This window comes from Mycobacterium sp. NGS40 (assembly GCF_059812735.1).
In genome coordinates, this window is record NZ_JCALDG010000002.1 from 395,561 (window position 1) to 413,923 (window position 18,363).

The following is an 18,363-nucleotide window of genomic DNA, read 5'->3' on the forward strand; positions in this document are numbered from 1 at the left end:
GCGCATCCGGCGTTTGGCCGCCGGCCGGCATCCGTTTGCGGAGGCGCTGTCTCGGCTCGTGCGGCGTCGAGGGTGCGCTGACGGCGGGCCGTCCCGGCGTGTCGGCGCCCCGAGCGCACGGTGGGCACCGCGGGCGCAGACTCAACGCCGCGACCGCACACTCGACGAAGCTGCTAGTAGTTCAACCCGGAGAACATGACCCGGCCCGGATCGAACTTCTGCCGCACGGCCGACAACCGGGGCAGGTTCTGCCCGAAATAACGCGCCGGCGGCTGGTTGGCTTCGATGTAGTTCACATAGCCGCCGACCGAATACTGTTGCACCGCTTGGTGTGCCGTGCTGAGCCAGTTGGTCGCGGCCGCCGGGTCACCGGTTTCGACGTACCACTGCACCAGGGCGGCCTGCCGGCGCCACGGGTAGGCGGTGGCACCCGGGGCGACGGTGGCCAGGGCGCCGTCCAAAGCGTGCATGATGGCGAGCATGCGGCCGGCGCCGCGCGGAAAAGCGTTGACCGCGGCCGCGATTCCCTGAGCGGCGGCCGGGGTGAGGCTCTGGAAGACATCCGACCCGCCGACGTAACCCAGCGGCTGCGGGTTCAGATTGTTGACGGCCAGATACCGGACCAGGTCCATCCGGTTGAAGGTGTGGCTCTCGGTGCCGGTCGGTTGCAGGCCGACGGCTGAGACGATGGCGTTGGCCACGCCGGGTCCCGATCCGGCCGGGCAGGTCGCGAGAATGCGGCACGCCGTGCCCATCCCGTCGGTGGTGCTGTCCGCCAGCGCCCAGCTGTTGCGGTCGGCGGTGCGCAGCCAGTTGGCCCAACCGACGAGCACCTGGGCGAATGACTGCGGCGGAAAGTTCAGGTTGACGGCATCGACGTCGTGGGTGGGGAAGGTGTTGAAGGTCAGCGAGGTGGTCACCCCGAAGTTGCCGCCCCCGCCCCCGCGCAACGCCCAGAACAGATCCGGGTTGCTGTTGGCCGACGCGGTGACCGCCTGGCCGCCGGGAAGCACCACCTGGGCCGAGGTCAGTTGGTCACAGAGCAGACCGGCATGCCGCGAGTCGGCACCCATTCCGCCGCCCAACGCGTGTCCCGCGGCACCCACCGATGGGCAGGTACCCGTCGGCAAACCCCGGCCGGCACCGGCCAGCGTCTCGTGCATTGAATACAAACTCGTCGCCGGCGTCACCGTGACCTGCCCGGTGGCCGCGTCGTAGTTGACTCCCCCGGGCAGCTGACGCAGGTCAAAAACCATGGCGCCGTTGGCCGTCGACGCGCCGATATACGAGTGTCCGCCACTGCGCGGAGCGACCTTGAGGTGATTGGCGGCGGCGAAGGCCATCGCCTTCTGCACGTCGGCCGCCGACGTCGGAGTGACTATCGCCGCCGGCGTCAGTCCGTTGTAGTTGGTGTTGAAAACCTGCTTGGCCGAGCCGAATTGCGGGCTGTCCGGCAACAGCACCTTGCCACCAAGCGCGGACGAAAGACCGTCCCAGCCAGTGGCGTTCGGCGCGGCGGTCGCCGGGGCGGAACCGAATCGGCCCGTGCCGAATACCGCGCCGGCCGCTATCGCGCCGGCGGCACCGCGCAGAAACGTCTGCCGCGAGATCTCACGCGCCACCGTCGGACTCCCGCGATTGCGTCATGCCCGCATTGTTAGACCGCGGGATACGCGGCAGCGCCCGACGTGCGGCGCCATGACCGAAACGAGCTCGAACCGTTACCGCCGCCTGACCAAAGGCTGGCAGTGATTCCCCGCGCCGCACGCTCGGGCCTAAGCTAGTGCTCGGTCGCGTCCACAACGGCTACCGTCAGGCAAGGAGCGCGCAATGGAGCAAGGTTTATACGGGCTGCTCACCGTCGTTGCCCTGGCAATGGCCCTGGTGTTCGCCACCATTGCTGCCGGGTACGTCAAACGCCTGGGGGAACGACCGTCCCCTCCGATAGCCGACGAAATCGGCATCGCCAGAGCGGTCACCACCAAGGTGCGCAAACGCGAACCGATGTCGCAAGAAGAGCTCGACTACGCAAAGCGGATCGTGGCCGACCGCAGCTCCTTGCTGACGCTCAGCATCCCCGGCGCCTTGTTCTCGGTGGGTTGCTTTTACGTGTTCGGGAGCCTGTACCACCTGCACGGGGCGACCCCGTCGGAGCGGACCTTCCTCGGGGTGTTCCCCATGCTCGCCTCCTTGAACTTCACGACTCAGATCCTGCGCAGCGCGAGGTTGAAAAGACGTTTGCGGAAATTGTCGTGAGCAACACGATGGGTTCCGCTCGCACCCTTTCTGACAAGCCGTTTCACACGCCGGCGGCGCCCTAAGCAAACCGGCGTGGTCGCATCGGTTCGCGCTGCAATCAGCGCGACTGGGCGCATCCCCGTTGCCGTGAGCCCCGGTGGGTGGCAACGTCCGTAGTCGTCATGTTCTCGTATTGGCGCAAAGCCGCTACTCTTGACCATCAGTCCACCGCATTGGGCACATGACCGTCTACTATTCGGGCGGCGCGTAGGCGGGGATGACATGCGAGCGCAAGGCCTGAACCGTCGTCCGAAAAGGTGATCGAGTGAGCCCTCGTTCAGTCGGCAGGACCGTCCTGGCACGAGTCTGGATGCCTTTGGTTGCCGTCGTTGCGCTCACCGTCGGAGGGGTGGCCATGTGGAAGGTGCACGAGTTCTCCGATCCCCCGCCCGTCATCACCGTCAACGAGCCCGCGGCACCGCCGGAGTTCAGTATCAAACGGCTCACCTACGAGTTGTTCGGCAACGTCGGGCAAGGCGGGATGCTCGTCTGGGTGGACGTCAACGGACATCCGCATCGGGTTGATCTCACGACGCTGCCGTGGTCGCACACCGAGTCGACCACACTGACCGTGGTGTCCGGCAGCATCTCGGCCCAGGTTCAGGGCGGCCAAGTCGGCTGCCGGTTGCGGGTGAACGGCGTTGTCCGCGCCGAACAGTCCGATGCCCATCAGGACGCACACGTCTTTTGCCTGGTGAAATCCGCATGAGCGAGCATCGGTCGGAGCCCGTGGCGAAGCGACCATTCGTCCCCAGAATGGTCCGCATCTTCGCGATACCGATCATCGCCTTCTGGGCGCTTCTGGCCGTGTCGACGAACACCTTCATGCCGCAAGTGGAGAGGGTCGCAGAAGAACTCGCGGGGCCGGTGGTCCCGCACTACGCGCCGTCGCAGCGGGCGTTGTTGTCCATCGGCGCGGAGTTCCACGAGTCCAATTCGACCAGCTTGGCCATGATTGTGCTGGAAGCCAACCGGCCGCTGGGCGACGCGGATCATCAGTACTACGACGATCTGATGCGACGGTTCAAGCAAGACCCCAAGCATGTGCAGTACGCCATGGATCTGTGGGGCAAGCCGATCACCGCCGCGGGGGCGCAGAGCCTCGACGGCAAGTGCGCATACGTGCTCCTTCGTCTCGCCGGCGACATCGGCCAAATGCAGGCGAACGAATCCGTTGCGGCCGTTCGGGATATCGTCGCCAAGGACACGCCGCCACCCGGGCTCAAGGTTTACGTCAGCGGCGCCGCACCGCTGGCCTCGGACACCGTAGCTATTGCGAATTCGAGCCTGAACGACATCACGATCGTGACGATCTTTCTGATCATCGGGATGCTGCTGCTGGTGTACCGCTCCGTCGTCACCCTGTTTGTCCCGTTGGCCGGAGTTCTGTTCGAGATGTTGGTCGCGAAGGGGGTTATCGCTACCCTCGGTCATCTCGGGTACATCGAACTCTCGTCATTCGCCGTGAATATCGTCGTCGCGCTGACCCTGGGAGCGGGCACGGACTACGGCATCTTCCTGATGGGCCGCTACCACGAGGCGCGACATGACGGCGAGGGCAGGGAGCAGGCTTTCTACACCGCGTATAAGAGCGTCACGCCGGTCATCCTCGGGTCCGGTTTGACGATCGCCGGGGCCTGCTATTGCTTGACTTTCGCGCGACTCAACTACTTCCACACCATGGGGCCGGCGGTTGCGATCAGCATGCTGTTCACCATCGCGGCAGCGCTGACGCTCGGTCCGGCCTTCTTGACGGTGGGCAGCCTATTTGGGCTCTTCGACCCGAAAAGCAAGGCCAAGGCGCATCTTTACCGACGGATCGGGACGAGCGTCGTCCGATGGCCGGTGCCAATCCTGGCGGCCAGTACCGCTGCCGTCATGCTCGGGGCGATCTTCGTGCCGACGTACCGGCAGAACTACGACGATCGTCAGTACCAGCCGCACAATTCCCCCGCCAATCTTGGTTTCCAGGCGGCGGATCGGCACTTCCCGAAGAGCAAGCTCTTTTCCGAGATGTTGATGATCGAGTCGGATCACGACCTGCGAAATTCGGCCGACTTCATCTCGTTGGACCGCGCCGCCAAGGCTCTCGAACGCCTTCCCGGCGTCGCGATGGTGCAGAGCATCACCAGGCCCATGGGTCGAGCTTTGGAACATGCCCATATCCCCTACCTGTTCACCACTCAGGGCAGCGGTCTGGGCCAACAGCTCCCGTTCAGCCAGCGGCAAAACGCCAATACCAGCGAGCAGGCCGAGATCACGCAGCACACCGTCGCGGTCTTGCGCAAAGAGATCGGCTTCTTTCAGACGATGTCGGATGAGATGCACAAGACGGTCCTCACGATGGAGGACATGCAAAAGGTCACCGACGAGTTGAGGTCGAACCTGGCCAACCTCGAAGACTTCTTCCGGCCGATGCGCAGCTATTTCTATTGGGAGAAACACTGTTTCGACATTCCCGTTTGTTACGCATTCAGGTCGCTGTTCGAATCGATTGACGGCCTCGACAAGATGGCCGACGACATCAAGGACGCCGTAGCCTCGCTCGAGGTCATCGACAAGACCTTGCCGCAAATCATCACCCAGCTGAAACTCACGGCCGACGACTCGGAGGCGCTGGCCAATCTATTGGTCAACACCTACGGCCAGTCGTCTCTGCAGACCACGCAGACCGACCAGACTTTCGACGACCAGATCAATGTCGGGCTCGACTTCGACCAGTCCCGCAGCGATGACTTCTTCTACATCCCCCACGAGGGTTTCGACAACGACGACGTCAAAACCGGTATGCAGCTGCTGATGTCGCCGGATGGCAAGGCCGCCAGGATCATCGTGACCCACGAGGGGGACGCCAACGGCCCGGAGGGTGTGCAGCACGTCGAACAGTTCCCCAACGCAATAACCGTGGCGCTCAAGGAGACCTCGCTGGCCGGCTCCAAAGTTTATATCGGCGGTTCCGGAGCAACCAATAAAGACATCAAGCAATACGCCGCGTCCGATCTGCTGATCGTGGCGATCGCCGCCTTCGTGCTGATCTTCTTGATCATGTTGTTCCTGACGCGAAGTCTGATGGCGGCCTTGGTAATTCCCCTGACGGTGGCCTTCTCCTACGCCGGCGCGTTCGGGCTTTCCATCCTCGTTTGGCAGCATCTCATCGGTCTGCCGCTGCACTGGCTGATATTGCCGCTCACGTTCATCATCCTGGTGGCGGTCGGTTCGGACTACAACCTGCTGTTGATCCTTCGCGTCAAAGAGGAGCTGCACGCCGGAATCCACACCGGCCTGATCCGCGCGCTCGGCAGTACCGGCGGTGTGGTGACGTCCGCGGGCTTGGTGTTCGCGTTCACGATGTTGGCAATGCTGACCAGCGATCTGCGAACCATCGGCCAGGTGGGTTCCACCGTGTGTATCGGATTGCTGCTCGACACGCTGATCGTGCGGTCGTTCGTGGTGCCGTGCATTATGCGCATTCTCGGACCATGGTTCTGGTGGCCGACGCTGGTGCGTAGTCGCCCGCTGCCGCAGGCACAAACCACCTAGGGCGTCATTGGGCGGTCCAGCCGCCGTCGATCGAGTAGCTGGCACCGGTGATGGTGGCCGCCGCCTCGCCGGCCAGGAAAACCGCAAGTGCCCCAACGTCTTCCGGTCGGGTGAAGCGGGCCATCGGCTGCTTGTCGGCGACGAACTCTTGCTTGGCCTCGTCAAAGGACTTTCCCGCTGACGTGGCGAACGCTTCGATCTGCTGCTCGATCAGAGGGGTCATGACCCATCCGGGACAGATTGCGTTGCAGGTGATGCCGTACTCGGCGGTTTCGATCGCCGCCACTTTGGTCAGCCCCACAACGCCATGCTTGGCCGCGACATAGGCGGACTTCTCCGCACTCGCGACCAGGCCGTGCGCCGAGGCGATGTTGATGATTCGGCCCCAGGCGCGCCGTTTCATCCCGGGCAGTGCGCACCGAGACGTATGGAACACCGCCGACAAATTCGTCGCGATCACCGCGTCCCACTTCTCGACCGGAAAGTCCTCCAGCTTCGCCACGAACTGGACGCCGGCATTGTTGACGAGGACATCGACCGATCCAAAGGTCCGTTCGGCGTCGCCGATCATCTCGGCGATCTCGGCCGGCTTGGTCACGTCGGCGCCCGAATAGGCCGCCGTCACCCCGAAAGCCTCTTCGATATCGGACCGCTGCTGCTCGACGGCGTCCGGGTCACCGAAGCCGTTGAGGGTCACGTTCGCTCCCTTGGCGGCGAAAGCCCGTGCGATCGCAAGACCTATACCCGACGTGGAACCCGTTACAACGACCGACTTTCCGTGGATCATCGCCACACTCTCCCCTTGGGGCCGCATCTCGGCCATCGGAGGTGATTATCCGCCGAAAGCTTCCCGGCCGGCGTTTCCTGAGGTGGATGCCCCTTGCCCGCCCTCATCGTCACGAATCTGCACGTGGTGATGTGCTGTGTGCTGTGTGCTGTCACCGGTGCGCAATGCTGGGCTGCGATGTGATGAGGGAATCGGACCCTCTGCACTGCCCTTCGTGCGCCAGGAGAGACCGGACTTCGCCCGCCGATCAGGGCTTGCGCACGCCTTCACGACAACTACCTGCTCCACCTCTTAATCCAGCAGATCTACCTCCCAGTTGGAGCGTTGGATCCGCACGTCTAGCTCACGAAGCTCGCGCGCCAGCACATCGGCCTGCGCGCGCAACTCGGCGACAGGCAACGCGGACTGCATTTTCAGCTCAGACCGCAGCTGCCGAGAGTAGCTGGGCTGGTTGGTGCCCGCGGCGGCATCCGCCGCCACGGTCAACACGTAGTGACGGTGGCGCAACGCGTCGCGGCGGGCCAACGCATCGGTCAGGGTGCCGTCCGCGTCGATGGTGGTGGCAGCGTTGGTGCGGTTGATACGCCGGATCAGAGTTTCGAACTCATCGAGCACCTCGCCGACCTCGGTCAGCAGGGCTGACGCGTCTTCAGCGGGCTCTTCGCCTTCTTGGTATCGAGCGTTGTTCACGATGCGAGTGCGTAACTGCTCGATCCGCCGCGCCGCGGTCGCGCGAAGCGACAAAGCCTCTGCGAGCTTCACGATTCCAACTCCTTTGTGATTGCCGGCCCGGCCAAGTGACCGCGTCGGGTAGCCCGGGCCACTAGCATCATGAACCCGGCTTGGGCGGCTGGCAATTCACCTTCCACGCAGTGCCCAAAGCGCCACCTCACGGGCAAGAAGCTATGCGTACCAACCGATCACGACTTGCTGTGCTGTTGATGACCACGACCGGCGCCCAGTCAGGCCTGCCGCGCTTGACCGCACTCGCGTACTTCCCGATCGACGACGCCCTGGTGATCATCGGTTCGCGTGGCGGCGCACCGAACGACCCCGCATGGGTGCACAACCTGCGCGCCAATCCACGGGTGCGCCTGGAGATAGGCACCGAATCGTTCGAGGCCACGGCCCGCGAGGCGCTGGGCGAGGAGCGCGATTCCCTGTTCGACCAGGTGGTGTCCCGGTCGCCGAATTTCGGGGTGTATCAGACCAAGACCACGCGTGTCATCCCGGTGTTCGCACTCCAGCGCGGCAAATAGTCGGCCTGCACGTCCGCTCCGCGATCCCGCTTTGCGCGAAGAGCCCCGCATTTCAGCAACCGGTAAGTAGCATACGACCGAGGTTTGGTCGGCGCCGTCGATTTCCGACGTCACCGGGGGCGAGGGGCGTCGGTAAATGGGGTGGATCAGCGCGTGGTGGCGGCAGCCCGACCACTATGACTGGCTGTCGGAATACCTTGCCGCGCGCGGACTGAAGCCGTTTGTCCGCTTCCTGCTCGTCGCGATCCTGACCACCCTGGTGGCAGCGACGGTGTTGATGCTCAGCAGCCCATCAGGTCCGCACGCACCCGCGCAGCGCGCCGCCGCCGTGGCGGCCATCGTCATCCTCGCGGGGTTCGCGCTGGTATACGGGCGGTGCTGGCCGACCCGGGCGCAATCCAAGGTCTTTTCAGCGGTCGGCGCGCTGGGCATCGCGGTGGTTTGCATTGTGCAGTCCGACCCGCGTAACGGAATGCTCGGGTGTGCGGCATTCGGCGGCCTGGCCGGTTACGTCGCGTTCTTTCACTCGGCTCGCGTGTTGGTTTTCACGCTCGGCACCGCATCAGGTGCGGCAGCAATCTGCGCCGCCCGCATCGCCGCGAACAGCGATGCATTGATCGCCACAGCGGATTGGCTGGTGCTCAGCGCGGGGCTGCTGGCAGTACCGTTCTGCGGACAGGTCCTCGTGCATTGGTTGTCGGTGGACGCCCTGAAGTCCTCGACCGATCCGCTCACCGGGCTGCGCAACCGGCGGGGCTTTTATCGAACGGCGCCCAAGCTGCTCGCCGGGGACGAGCGCCCGCTGTGCATCAGCGTGTTGATGATCGACCTCGACAATTTCAAGCGCATCAACGACACCTACGGTCACGCGACCGGAGACCGGATCTTGGTGGCCGTTGCCGACAGCCTCCGCCGAATTCGCGGCGGCAAGACGGTGATCGCTCGCGTCGGCGGGGAAGAATTCCTGGTCGCCGAGAGCATCGGGAAGCAGGAAGCGCTCCAGGCGGCCGAGGCCATGCGGGTGGCCATTGCCGCGACCCCCTGGTACGTGACCGCCAGCTTGGGTGTCAGCAGCGCTCGTCTGCCGATGGTGGTCGAAAGACCCGGGCGCCAGATCATCGAAAGCCTGGTCGAGGCCGCCGACGCCGCGATGTACGAGGCGAAACGCGCTGGCGGAAACCAGGTTCGGTTGTCCGGATACCGCTACCCGCTGGACTAGCCACGCGGCTGCCGCGCCGTCGACGGCCTGGCCGCCGCGTTTCCCGATCCCGCAGCGGCCCGTCGTCGCACCGCGGAGTCGGTTGCCGCCTTCACGACGCAATGGGCAGGCTGACCGCCGCTCCGGCCAAAAGCTGCCATTGACGAATGTCACCATTTGCTGTTGACTGCGTTGCATGGCGGACATCGTTCCGGCCCGCGGGTCATTGCGGTCCCGCGGCGCAGCGGCAGTAAGCACCTACACCCTGCGACCGTTCAGCGGGCTGGTGCCGCCCGAACGCGCGTGGGGAATCTGGCTGTCGCGCCAGATGATCGCGCGTGTGATGGCCACCTTCGGCCCCTCACTGTCGGGCACCCGCGTTGAACTGGTCGACACGAGACTGCCCGACGGTCGCCGGGTCAAGGGCGAATGGGTGTACGGGCCCCGGACGCCGACGAGCGAAACCAGGCATTCGTCCAGCAAAGCCGGCGCGATCTACTACGTGCACGGCAGCGGTTATGCCATATGTTCGCCAAAGACTCACCGCCGGTTGACATCCTGGCTGTCATCGCTGACCGGCTTGCCGGTGTTCAGCATCGACTACCGGTTGGCGCCGCGTCATCGCTTTCCGACCGCCGCCGACGATGTCCGGGCGGGCTGGGACTGGCTGGTGCAAACGTGTGACGTGCCGACGAAAAATATTGTGATAGCCGGTGATTCGGCGGGTGGTCACCTGACGGTCGACATGCTGCTGCAGCCCGAGGTCGCCGCGAACTCTCCTGCCGCGCTGGTGCTGTTCTCGCCGCTGATCGACATGACCTTCGCGCTCGCACTCGCTCGCGAGAAGATTCGTCCCGATCCCGCCATCCGAGTCGCCGACGCGGCCCGTCTCGTCGCGCTCTACCACCCGGAAATCGATCTCACCCATCCTCGGTTGACACTCGACGTCGCCGGCGGTGCGATGCTGCCGCCGACCCTGGTTCAGGCCGGCGGGGCCGAAATGCTGCAGGACGATGCTCGGCAGTTGGCCGCCGACATCAAAGCCGCCGGCGGCCGCTGCGAACTGCAGGTGTGGCCACACCAAGTCCATGTGTTCCAAGCACTTCCGCGCATGACACCCGAAGCGGCAAAGGCCATGGCCTACGTTGCGCGGTTCATCGCCCACGCCTTGCAGGATGCCCGCGCCGTGGTTGACGAGGTGGGCTGACGATGCTCGGACCACTGGATAAACTGCTCGGCACGTCGAAGACCACCAGCCACAGCGCGTTGGCCGTGGTGACCGGGGCCGGCAGCGGGATCGGCGCGGCGTTCGCCGTCGAACTCGCTCGCCGGGGCGGCACGGTGGTATGCAGTGACATCGACGAGGTCGCCGCGCAGCAGACCGCGGACGCCATCGCCGAGCACGGCGCGAAGGCGATCGCGAACCGCTGCGACGTTTCGCGAATCGACGACGTTCGCGCGCTGGCCGAAGAAGCACGGTCCTTCTTCGGAGCCGCGCCCACGCTGATCATCAACAACGCCGGTGTCGGCGCCGGCGGCGCAGCCATCGGCGATGTGTCCCTGGATGATTGGGCGTGGGCGCTGGGCATCAACCTGTGGGGTCCGATTCACGGCTGCCACGTGTTCACCCCGATCCTGCGCGAGGCCGGGCCCGCGCACGCGCCACGGGGCATCATCAACGTCGCCTCGGCGGCAGCGTTCGGTGCCGCTCCCGGCATGGCTGCCTACAACGTCGGCAAGGCCGGCGTGCTGTCGCTTTCCGAAACGCTGGCCGCCGAATTGTCCGGTACCGGCATCCGGGTCACCGTGTTGTGCCCGACGTTCGTCAAGACCAATATCGTCGCATCGGGCCGGATCAGCGAGCAATCCAGCAACCTCGCCAACACGCTGATGCGCTGGACCGGGTTCTCGGCACAGAAGGTCGCGCGGACCTGCCTGGACGCTCACGATCGCGGTGAGCTCTACTGCCTGCCACAACTCGACGCCAAGATCGGCTGGAACGTCAAACGCCTTGCGCCGCAAGCCTATACCCGTGCGGTTGGCCTTGTGTCGCGGGCTAACATGCACTGACAAATTAAAGAGAAGGGGGCTGCTGGTGGCCATCGACATGGAAGCCATGCTTGCCAAGATCAAGGATCGCCAGTGGGCGCTCGCCGATATCGATTGGGACGCACCGGGGGCCGACACGATCAAGCCCGAGTTCCGGCCCAAACTCCGGGCCTTCATGGCCGACCTGTGCTGGATCGAGAACATCGGCGCCCGGGGATTCGCGGCGCTCGCCAAGAAGGCGCCGAACCCCACCATCGCCGAGATCTACCGGTATTTCCACGCCGAGGAGCAACGGCACGCCAACGCCGAACTGGCACTGATGAAGCGCTGGGGCATGCTCGACGACGGCGAGATCCCCAAGCCCAACGTCAACATCCGGTTGGCCATCGAGTGGCTGGACACATTCGCCGACGATATGCCGCTGTCGGTGCTGGGCACCGTGATCCCGATGCTGGAGGTCGCACTCGACGGCGCGCTGCTGAAGTTCCTCCTCGACACGGTGCAGGACCCCGTCTGCCATCAGGTGTTCGAGAAGATCAACAACGACGAATCACGGCACATCGCCGTCGATTTCGAGGTGCTGGAGATGATCGGCAACGCCAGCGCGCGTCGACTCGCCATCGAATTCGTCGGGCGCTTCGCGTCCCCTGGTCTGATCATCGGCGTGCTGATGTACGTGCCGCTGCTCAATCGGGTCCGCAACGAGATGGCCGGCATGGGGATGGATTCGGAGCGGTTGTTCAACGCGGTCAACCGTTTCAAGCAACTCGGCGACCGGGGTGAACGCACCCGGCGGGTGCCCACCTACAAGTTGCTCAAGCGCCACGGCATGTGGGTGGTCAACCCCCGGCACCCCTATCAACTGCTGGCCAATTCCATGGTGTGGCTGTCGGATTTCTATCCCAAGCCGCTGCTGAGGCCGGCACCGAGCTGGTCGAAGGAACTCACCCACGAGCCGGCAGCGTGACCATGGCAAACGACCACACCTACGCAGCGCTGATCATCGGAGCCGGCTTCACCGGGCTTGGTACCGCAATTCGGCTAGCCGAAGCCGGAATTACCGACATCATCATCCTAGAGCGCGCCGACCGGGTGGGCGGAACCTGGCGCGACACCACCTACCCGGGGGCCAGCTGCGACGTGCCGTCGCTGCTCTACTCCTACTCGTTCGTGAAGAACCCGAGATGGTCGCGGACGTACTCCCCCGCCCCCGAGATCTGTCGCCACCTCGAAGACATGGCGACCAAGTTCGACATCCGTCCGCACATCCGTTTCCGACACGAGGTCAACGATCTGACCTTCGACGAGGCCGCCGGCGTGTGGACGGTGAAGACCAAGAACCGCAAGAAATTTCGCGCCCGCACCGTCGTTGTGGCCTCCGGTCCTCTCTCGGATGTCAGCTTCCCGAACATCCGTGGTCTGAACACCTACCGGGGGCACAAGATCCACAGTGCCCGCTGGGATCACGACTACGACTTCACCGACAAGCGCGTCGCAGTCATCGGAACCGGCGCCAGCGCGATCCAGATCATCCCCGAACTGGTCAAACAGGCTGGATTCGTCAAGGTATTCCAGCGCACCCCGGGCTGGGTGCTGCCCCGCCTCGATGTGGCGACCCCATCGGCCGTGCAAGCCCTATTCGCCAAAGTCCCTGCCGCCCAACAACTTGCCCGCCAGGCGCTGTTCTGGGGCCACGAAGCCAGCGCCACCGCCCTGGTGTGGGATACCCCGCTGACCTCGGTGGTGGCTCGGCTCGGCCAGGCTCATCTGCGCGCCACCGTCAAGGACCCGTGGCTGCGCCGGCAACTGACCCCCGATTTCGCCCCCGGCTGCAAGCGGATGCTGGTCTCCAGCGACTATTACCCCGCGCTGCAGCGCGACAACTGCAAGCTGATCTCCTGGCCGATCGCGACGCTGAGCCCCGTGGGCGTCCGCACCAGCGACGGTATCGAGCATCACCTCGACTGCATCGTGTTCGCCACCGGGTACGACGTCCACCTCACCGGCCCGCCGTTCGCCGTCACCGGCCTCGGCGGGCGGTCGCTGGCCGACGAATGGGCCGATGGCGCACGGGCTTACAAGAGCATCAACGCACACGGCTATCCGAACCTGTTCTTCATGACCGGCCCCAACTCCGGGCCGGGGCACAACTCGCTGCTGGTCTACATCGAGGGCCAACTCGACTACGCGGTGCGCGGCATCCGCACCATTCTCGACGACGACCTGCGCTATCTCGACGTACGTGAAGACGTGCAACGGCGCCACAATGAGAGCATTCAGCGCCGGCTCACCAAGACGACCTGGATGTCGGGTTGTCGCAGTTGGTATCTCACCAAGGACGGGTTCAACGGCTCGATGTACCCAGGTTTCGCGACCCAGTATCTTCGCCAGATGAGCGATTTCCGCTATGCGGACTACCAGGCGGTGGCGCGCGGAGTGACCGCGCGCGTCACGTCGTCGGCCTAAGCCGGCGCACTGAGATGGCACAGAAACCGGAACCCGGCACGATCGCCAGCGTCCTGTACAACGTGCGACGGGCGCCCAAACGCGTTCGGCGCCAATCGCGGGACTTCATCGACACCGCGGTGTCGCAGCTGTTCGACGCGGCGGTGCGGCACCCGCACGGCGATGCGGCGTCCGGGGAGTACCGGATCGACGACCTGGCCCGGCTGGCCGGCACCACCACCCGCAACATCCGGGTCTACCGGGATCGCGGACTGCTGCCGCCGCCAGTACGGGTCGGGCGCATCGCGTTGTTCAACGACACGCATCTCACCCGGCTGCGGCTGATCACCTCGATGCTCGACCGCGGCTACAACATCGCCCATGTGCGGGAAATGCTGGGCGCCTGGGAAGAAGGCAAGAGCCTCGGCGACGTGCTGGGCCTCGAGACGGCCATCGTGGGCAGCTGGACCACCGAGAAGCCGGAGACCATGCCGCTCGCCGACGCCCAGGCGCTCGTCGACGACCCGACCGCGTTCGACCGGCTGGTCGCCTTGCAGGTGATCCGCGTCGACGGCGCGCAGGCCACCGTGACCCGGCCCAAGCTGATCGAAGCGTTCAACGAGATCCGGGGCTACGGCGTCGAATTGGAGAAGCTGGTCGACCTGCACGAGCAGATCGTGCCCGAGATCGACAAGATCAGCGACCTGTTGGTGCGCGCCGGCGCCGAACACGTCATCGACAAGATCAAACCCGGCCAGGCGCTGCCCGCGGATGCCGAGATCGCCGAGTTGATCACGATGCTGGTTCGGTTCCGCACTCAGGCGGTGGCGACCGTCACCGCAACGCTCGCGTCGTCGATCGAGTCGAACATCGAATCGTTGACCAGCCGCATCCTGGCCGATTACCTGGAACGCTCACCGGAAGCCGGGACCGAGGCGCCGCCCGACGAATTGTCGGCACGCCGGCGCAAAGCCAATTAGCGCGCAATCAGTTGGGGCGCGGCCGACGTCGACAGCTTCACGCAGGTTTGCCATTCGGGTCCCCCGGGGCGCCGCGCACCGATCGATCGCTCCTGGAATTAATCGGGCGTCGCCTCTTCGGAGCAGCCGGGCGGTCGGCCGCCCGAGTTCCGTTTTCCCAGGCAGCAGCCGCGAACTCATCGCATGAGGGCCGATCGAGCGGTCCACCCGGAGGCACCGGTAGGCCAAAACGTTTGCCCCTCGTTCACCTGCTTGGCGAATAGGAAAGGGCTACCATGGCTGTCCATGGCTGTGTTCCCCGTACCATCATTGGCTCCGACGCGGACTGCATGGGGGGCTTGCCAGTGACCGGCGCGGAGAAGGGGGTAGCCCGGGTGAATCGCTACCTAAGGGATTCGTACCACGGAAGCATTTCGGGGCCGGAAGAACCGTGCCGGACGTTTTCCACGGACCCTGACAGAAAAACGTAACAAAGGTTTAATCCGGCCGGTGCGGATGACCCAGCAAATGCCCGATCGCGATTAAAACCCATCCACTGAGAGGAACATTATGTTCGTGATCAGGCTCGCGAACGGTGAGGAAGTCCACGGTTCGGACGGCGACGAACTCGAAATAAACCAGGAAACAGGCGTCCTTACGGTTTCCCGGGTCGACGGATTCGAAGAGATTACGACGCATTACTCGCCGTCCGCCTGGCTGTCGGTGACCCACCGCAAACGGGGCGCCGGCGTCCGGCCCTCGCTAATTTCTGGTTGAGCTGCGACACGCTAATCCTGACAGGAAATGCACAGCGAACTCACACCAGATTCACGCTAATCCCACCTTACCCCGTCCTACCAGCATCGCTGTGACCACGGGTTTTGGGATTCCCAGCCATTTCGGCGCGGCTTGGAACGACATGCACAATTCGGGTCAGATCCGAGTGGCGGTTTGGCAGCGGCAGAGCTAAATTTTCCACGGTCGTCGGGACGTTCGTGGTAGCCCCCGCTTGCGGACGGTGCTTCCCCCGGGCCACCGGACGGAAAAAGAGAGGCACCAATGCTGCAAGAGTTCTGGCATAACTTCACGCATAACCTGTTCAAGCCGCTTCTGCTTTTCTTCTACTTCGGATTCCTGATCCCGATCTTGAAGGTGCGATTCGAGTTCCCCTATGTGATCTATCAAGGCCTCACCATGTACCTGCTGCTGGCTATCGGCTGGCACGGTGGTGAGGAACTCGCCGAGGTCAATGCCTCCAGCGTCGGGGCGATCATCGGATTCATGGTGTTGGGCTTCGCGCTCAACTTCGTGATCGGCATCGTCGCTTATTACCTGCTCGGCTGGCTGACCAAATTGCGCAGGATCGATCGGGCGACGATCGCCGGCTATTACGGGTCGGACTCTGCCGGTACGTTCGCCACCTGTGTGGCGGTCCTGGCCGCGGTGAACATCGCCTTCAACGCGTACATGCCGGTGATGCTGGCCGTGATGGAGATTCCCGGCTGCCTGGTGGCGCTCTACCTGGTGGCGCACCTGCGACACCGGGGAATCGACGCCGCGGGCAACATGGCCGACGAGCCGGGTTACGCGCCGGTGAAGGTCGGCATCGGGCCTGGCACCGCGGCTCGGCCTCCGCAGGGCCAGAGCCTGGAGACCGAGCGCGCGATCGAGGACGAACTCGAACTCTCACTGGAAAAGCGCGAGCGCACAGAGGAACTCGACGTCAGCCCGAGCGCGCAGCTCACCAAGAAGAAGCCGTCCATCTTCTCCCGCGAGTTGTTCCAGGAGGTGTTCCTCAACCCCGGGTTGGTGCTGCTGATCGGCGGGATCGTGATCGGCCTGATCAGTGGCCTGCAGGGTCAAAAGGTCGTGCAGGACGACGACAAGTTCTTCGTGATGGCGTTCCAGGGTGTGCTGTGCCTGTTCCTGCTCGAGATGGGCATGACGGCCTCGCGCAAGTTGAAGGACCTGCGAACGGCGGGGCCCGGGTTCATCTTCTTCGCGGTACTCGCGCCGAATGTTTTTGCCACGCTGGGGATCATCGTCGCCTGCTCCTACGCGAGCCTGACCCACACCGACTTCAAGACGGGCACCTACGTGCTGTTCGCGGTCTTGTGCGGCGCGGCGTCCTACATCGCGGTGCCGGCGGTCCAGCGATTGGCGATCCCGGAAGCGAGTCCGACGCTGCCGTTGGCCGCGTCACTGGGTCTGACGTTCTCCTACAACGTCACGATCGGGATCCCGCTCTACATCGAGATTGCCCGCCTCGTCGAAGGGTGGTTCGGCGTTTGACGCCGTCACCCTAGCAGGGTCCGCACCACCCCGTCGGCCAGCAACCGGCCGCGGGGGGTGAGGACCAGCCGGTCGCCTCCGTCCACCAACAAGCCGTCGGCGACAACGGTTTTGGCTCGTTCGCGTTCGGCGGCGTTCAGCACCTCCAGCGGAAGCCCTTGACGCATACGGGTTTTCAGTAGCACATCCTCGGTGTGCAACGCCTCGGCGTCCAGCTGCTCGAAGCCCGCCACGGGTAACGCCGAATCCGACAATATCTCGGCGTATGCGTTGGGGTGCTTGACGTTCCACCACCGCGTCGCGCCGACATACCCGTGCGCACCCGGCCCCGCGCCCCACCACTGGCCACCGTCCCAGTAGCCCACGTTGTGCCGGCACTCCCCACCCTGCCGCGACCAGTTCGACACCTCATACCAATCGAACCCGGCCGCGGACAGGCGCTCGTCGAGCAGTTCATAACGGTGCGCCAGCACGTCGTCGTCGGGTGCGGCCAGCTCACCGGTGCGGACCCGGCGCCCCAGCGCGGTCCCCTCCTCCACGACCAGTGCATACGCGGACACATGGTTGACGCCGGTCGCGATCGCCGTATCGACCGAGCGCAGCAGCTCGTCGTCGGTCTCCCCCGGCGTGCCGTAGATGAGGTCAAGGCTCACGTGTTCGAAGCCCGCCTGCAGCGCCTCGCGGGCCGCGGCCGCCGACCGGTTCGGCGTGTGGATCCGGTCGAGGACACCCAGCACGAACGGCGACACCGACTGCATGCCGAGCGACACCCGGGTGTACCCGGCCGCTCGGGCGGCCTCGAAGAAGTCCGGCCAGGCCGATTCCGGGTTGGCCTCCGTGGTGACCTCGGCGTCCGGGGCGAGCACGAAGTGTTCACGGACCATGTCGAGCAGCGCGACGATGCGCGCGGGCCCCAGCAGGGATGGCGTCCCGCCGCCGACGAACACCGTGTTCACCGTCGGTGCATCCAGCCGCGCCGCGGCCAGCGCCAACTCGGTGCGCAGCGCCTCCAACCAGGCGTCCGGGTTGACGCCGCCGAGCTCGGCGGGCGTGTAGGTGTTGAAATCGCAATACCCGCAACGCGTTATGCAGAACGGGACGTGGACGTACACCCCGAACGACTGCCCAGGACTGCGCTGTATGCCGGGAAGCTCAACCGGTGCCGCGCGAAGGGCCATGCCAAATGATTGCACGTTCGCCGGACCCAGCCGCCCTCTCGACGGGGAGGCCATCGCCGAGCGTGGGGCCTATGGACGAATTCAAGACGGTTCTGGTACCTAGCACCCACGGTCGACGCGAAAGTTCCAGCCGCAGGGTCAGACGGGATCGACGTAGGCCTGAACGCACGGTGGGGCGATTGGGCACGTCAGACGCGGCCAGGCTCACCTCTCAGGGATTTCTCGGCTTTGTATGTCGAATTACCCAGGATTACCCGGTAGTTTTGCTCACCGTGAGGGCAAATTTGACCTGGTGGCGACTGCCGCCTCTATCCATGGCAGAATGGGCGCGTGACCGTCGCCCAGCCCAGCCAGCGCA

General features: G+C 64.7%; 16 protein-coding genes. 12 read left to right on the top strand and 4 right to left on the bottom strand.

Annotated elements, in window-relative coordinates:
- Positions 1-173: 173 nt before the first annotated feature.
- A complete protein-coding gene (locus AC5Y5O_RS05270) occupies positions 174-1,622 on the bottom strand; it encodes an FAD-binding oxidoreductase (protein WP_096289158.1) in 1,449 nt (482 codons plus the stop codon).
- Between the two features lie 208 nt (positions 1,623-1,830).
- Here AC5Y5O_RS05270 and AC5Y5O_RS05275 point away from each other — a divergent pair, with 208 nt between their 5' ends.
- The 3 genes from AC5Y5O_RS05275 to AC5Y5O_RS05285 all read left to right on the top strand — a co-directional run bounded on the left by AC5Y5O_RS05275 (position 1,831) and on the right by AC5Y5O_RS05285 (position 5,838).
- Positions 1,831-2,256: a hypothetical protein gene (locus AC5Y5O_RS05275; RefSeq protein ID WP_096289160.1), complete on the top strand. Its 426-nt coding sequence runs from the start codon at positions 1,831-1,833 to the stop codon at positions 2,254-2,256.
- A gap of 352 nt (positions 2,257-2,608) precedes the next feature.
- Positions 2,609-3,007 (top strand): MmpS family transport accessory protein, encoded by a 399-nt coding sequence (locus AC5Y5O_RS05280; protein WP_165796434.1) that lies wholly within the window; start codon positions 2,609-2,611, stop codon positions 3,005-3,007.
- Positions 3,004-5,838, top strand: coding sequence for an MMPL/RND family transporter (locus AC5Y5O_RS05285; RefSeq protein ID WP_096289164.1), 2,835 nt, complete (start codon positions 3,004-3,006; stop codon positions 5,836-5,838). The genes AC5Y5O_RS05280 and AC5Y5O_RS05285 overlap by 4 nt, the downstream gene beginning before the upstream one ends.
- Positions 5,839-5,842: 4 nt before the next feature.
- Here the strand turns inward: AC5Y5O_RS05285 and AC5Y5O_RS05290 are convergent, their stop codons facing one another.
- Together AC5Y5O_RS05290 and AC5Y5O_RS05295 are read right to left on the bottom strand one after the other, a co-directional pair.
- Complete coding sequence (locus tag AC5Y5O_RS05290) at positions 5,843-6,661, bottom strand: 3-hydroxybutyrate dehydrogenase (protein WP_279304518.1); 819 nt, start codon at positions 6,659-6,661, stop codon at positions 5,843-5,845.
- Between the two features lie 255 nt (positions 6,662-6,916).
- On the bottom strand, positions 6,917-7,387 hold the full coding sequence (locus tag AC5Y5O_RS05295) for a DIP1984 family protein (protein ID WP_096289166.1): 471 nt from the start codon (positions 7,385-7,387) through the stop codon (positions 6,917-6,919).
- 143 nt (positions 7,388-7,530) lie between these two features.
- Between AC5Y5O_RS05295 and AC5Y5O_RS05300 the strand changes: the two genes are divergently transcribed.
- The 9 genes from AC5Y5O_RS05300 to AC5Y5O_RS05340 all read left to right on the top strand — a co-directional run bounded on the left by AC5Y5O_RS05300 (position 7,531) and on the right by AC5Y5O_RS05340 (position 16,827).
- On the top strand, positions 7,531-7,884 hold the full coding sequence (locus AC5Y5O_RS05300; RefSeq protein ID WP_096289168.1) for a nitroreductase family deazaflavin-dependent oxidoreductase: 354 nt from the start codon (positions 7,531-7,533) through the stop codon (positions 7,882-7,884).
- A gap of 136 nt (positions 7,885-8,020) precedes the next feature.
- Complete coding sequence (locus AC5Y5O_RS05305; RefSeq protein ID WP_096289170.1) at positions 8,021-9,103, top strand: GGDEF domain-containing protein; 1,083 nt, start codon at positions 8,021-8,023, stop codon at positions 9,101-9,103.
- Positions 9,104-9,278: 175 nt separating this feature from the next.
- Positions 9,279-10,289 carry an alpha/beta hydrolase gene (locus tag AC5Y5O_RS05310; RefSeq protein ID WP_096289172.1) on the top strand — a complete coding sequence of 337 codons (1,011 nt, stop codon included), beginning with the start codon at positions 9,279-9,281 and terminating at the stop codon, positions 10,287-10,289.
- 2 nt (positions 10,290-10,291) lie between these two features.
- Positions 10,292-11,152 carry an SDR family NAD(P)-dependent oxidoreductase gene (locus tag AC5Y5O_RS05315; RefSeq protein WP_096289174.1) on the top strand — a complete coding sequence of 287 codons (861 nt, stop codon included), beginning with the start codon at positions 10,292-10,294 and terminating at the stop codon, positions 11,150-11,152.
- Between the two features lie 25 nt (positions 11,153-11,177).
- Complete coding sequence (locus tag AC5Y5O_RS05320) at positions 11,178-12,098, top strand: ferritin family protein (RefSeq protein WP_096289176.1); 921 nt, start codon at positions 11,178-11,180, stop codon at positions 12,096-12,098.
- Complete coding sequence (locus AC5Y5O_RS05325) at positions 12,095-13,597, top strand: flavin-containing monooxygenase (RefSeq protein WP_500024072.1); 1,503 nt, start codon at positions 12,095-12,097, stop codon at positions 13,595-13,597. The genes AC5Y5O_RS05320 and AC5Y5O_RS05325 overlap by 4 nt, the downstream gene beginning before the upstream one ends.
- A gap of 14 nt (positions 13,598-13,611) precedes the next feature.
- The gene (locus AC5Y5O_RS05330) at positions 13,612-14,556 is read left to right on the top strand and encodes a MerR family transcriptional regulator (RefSeq protein WP_096289180.1); all 945 of its coding nucleotides are present in this window, start codon (positions 13,612-13,614) and stop codon (positions 14,554-14,556) included.
- A gap of 549 nt (positions 14,557-15,105) precedes the next feature.
- Positions 15,106-15,312 (top strand): hypothetical protein, encoded by a 207-nt coding sequence (locus tag AC5Y5O_RS05335; protein ID WP_096289182.1) that lies wholly within the window; start codon positions 15,106-15,108, stop codon positions 15,310-15,312.
- A gap of 282 nt (positions 15,313-15,594) precedes the next feature.
- A complete protein-coding gene (locus tag AC5Y5O_RS05340) occupies positions 15,595-16,827 on the top strand; it encodes a sodium-dependent bicarbonate transport family permease (protein ID WP_096289184.1) in 1,233 nt (410 codons plus the stop codon).
- 5 nt (positions 16,828-16,832) lie between these two features.
- On the opposite strand, the gene hemW is transcribed toward AC5Y5O_RS05340, so the two are convergent.
- A complete protein-coding gene (gene hemW / locus AC5Y5O_RS05345; protein ID WP_096289186.1) occupies positions 16,833-18,005 on the bottom strand; it encodes a radical SAM family heme chaperone HemW in 1,173 nt (390 codons plus the stop codon).
- Positions 18,006-18,363: the final 358 nt, after the last annotated feature.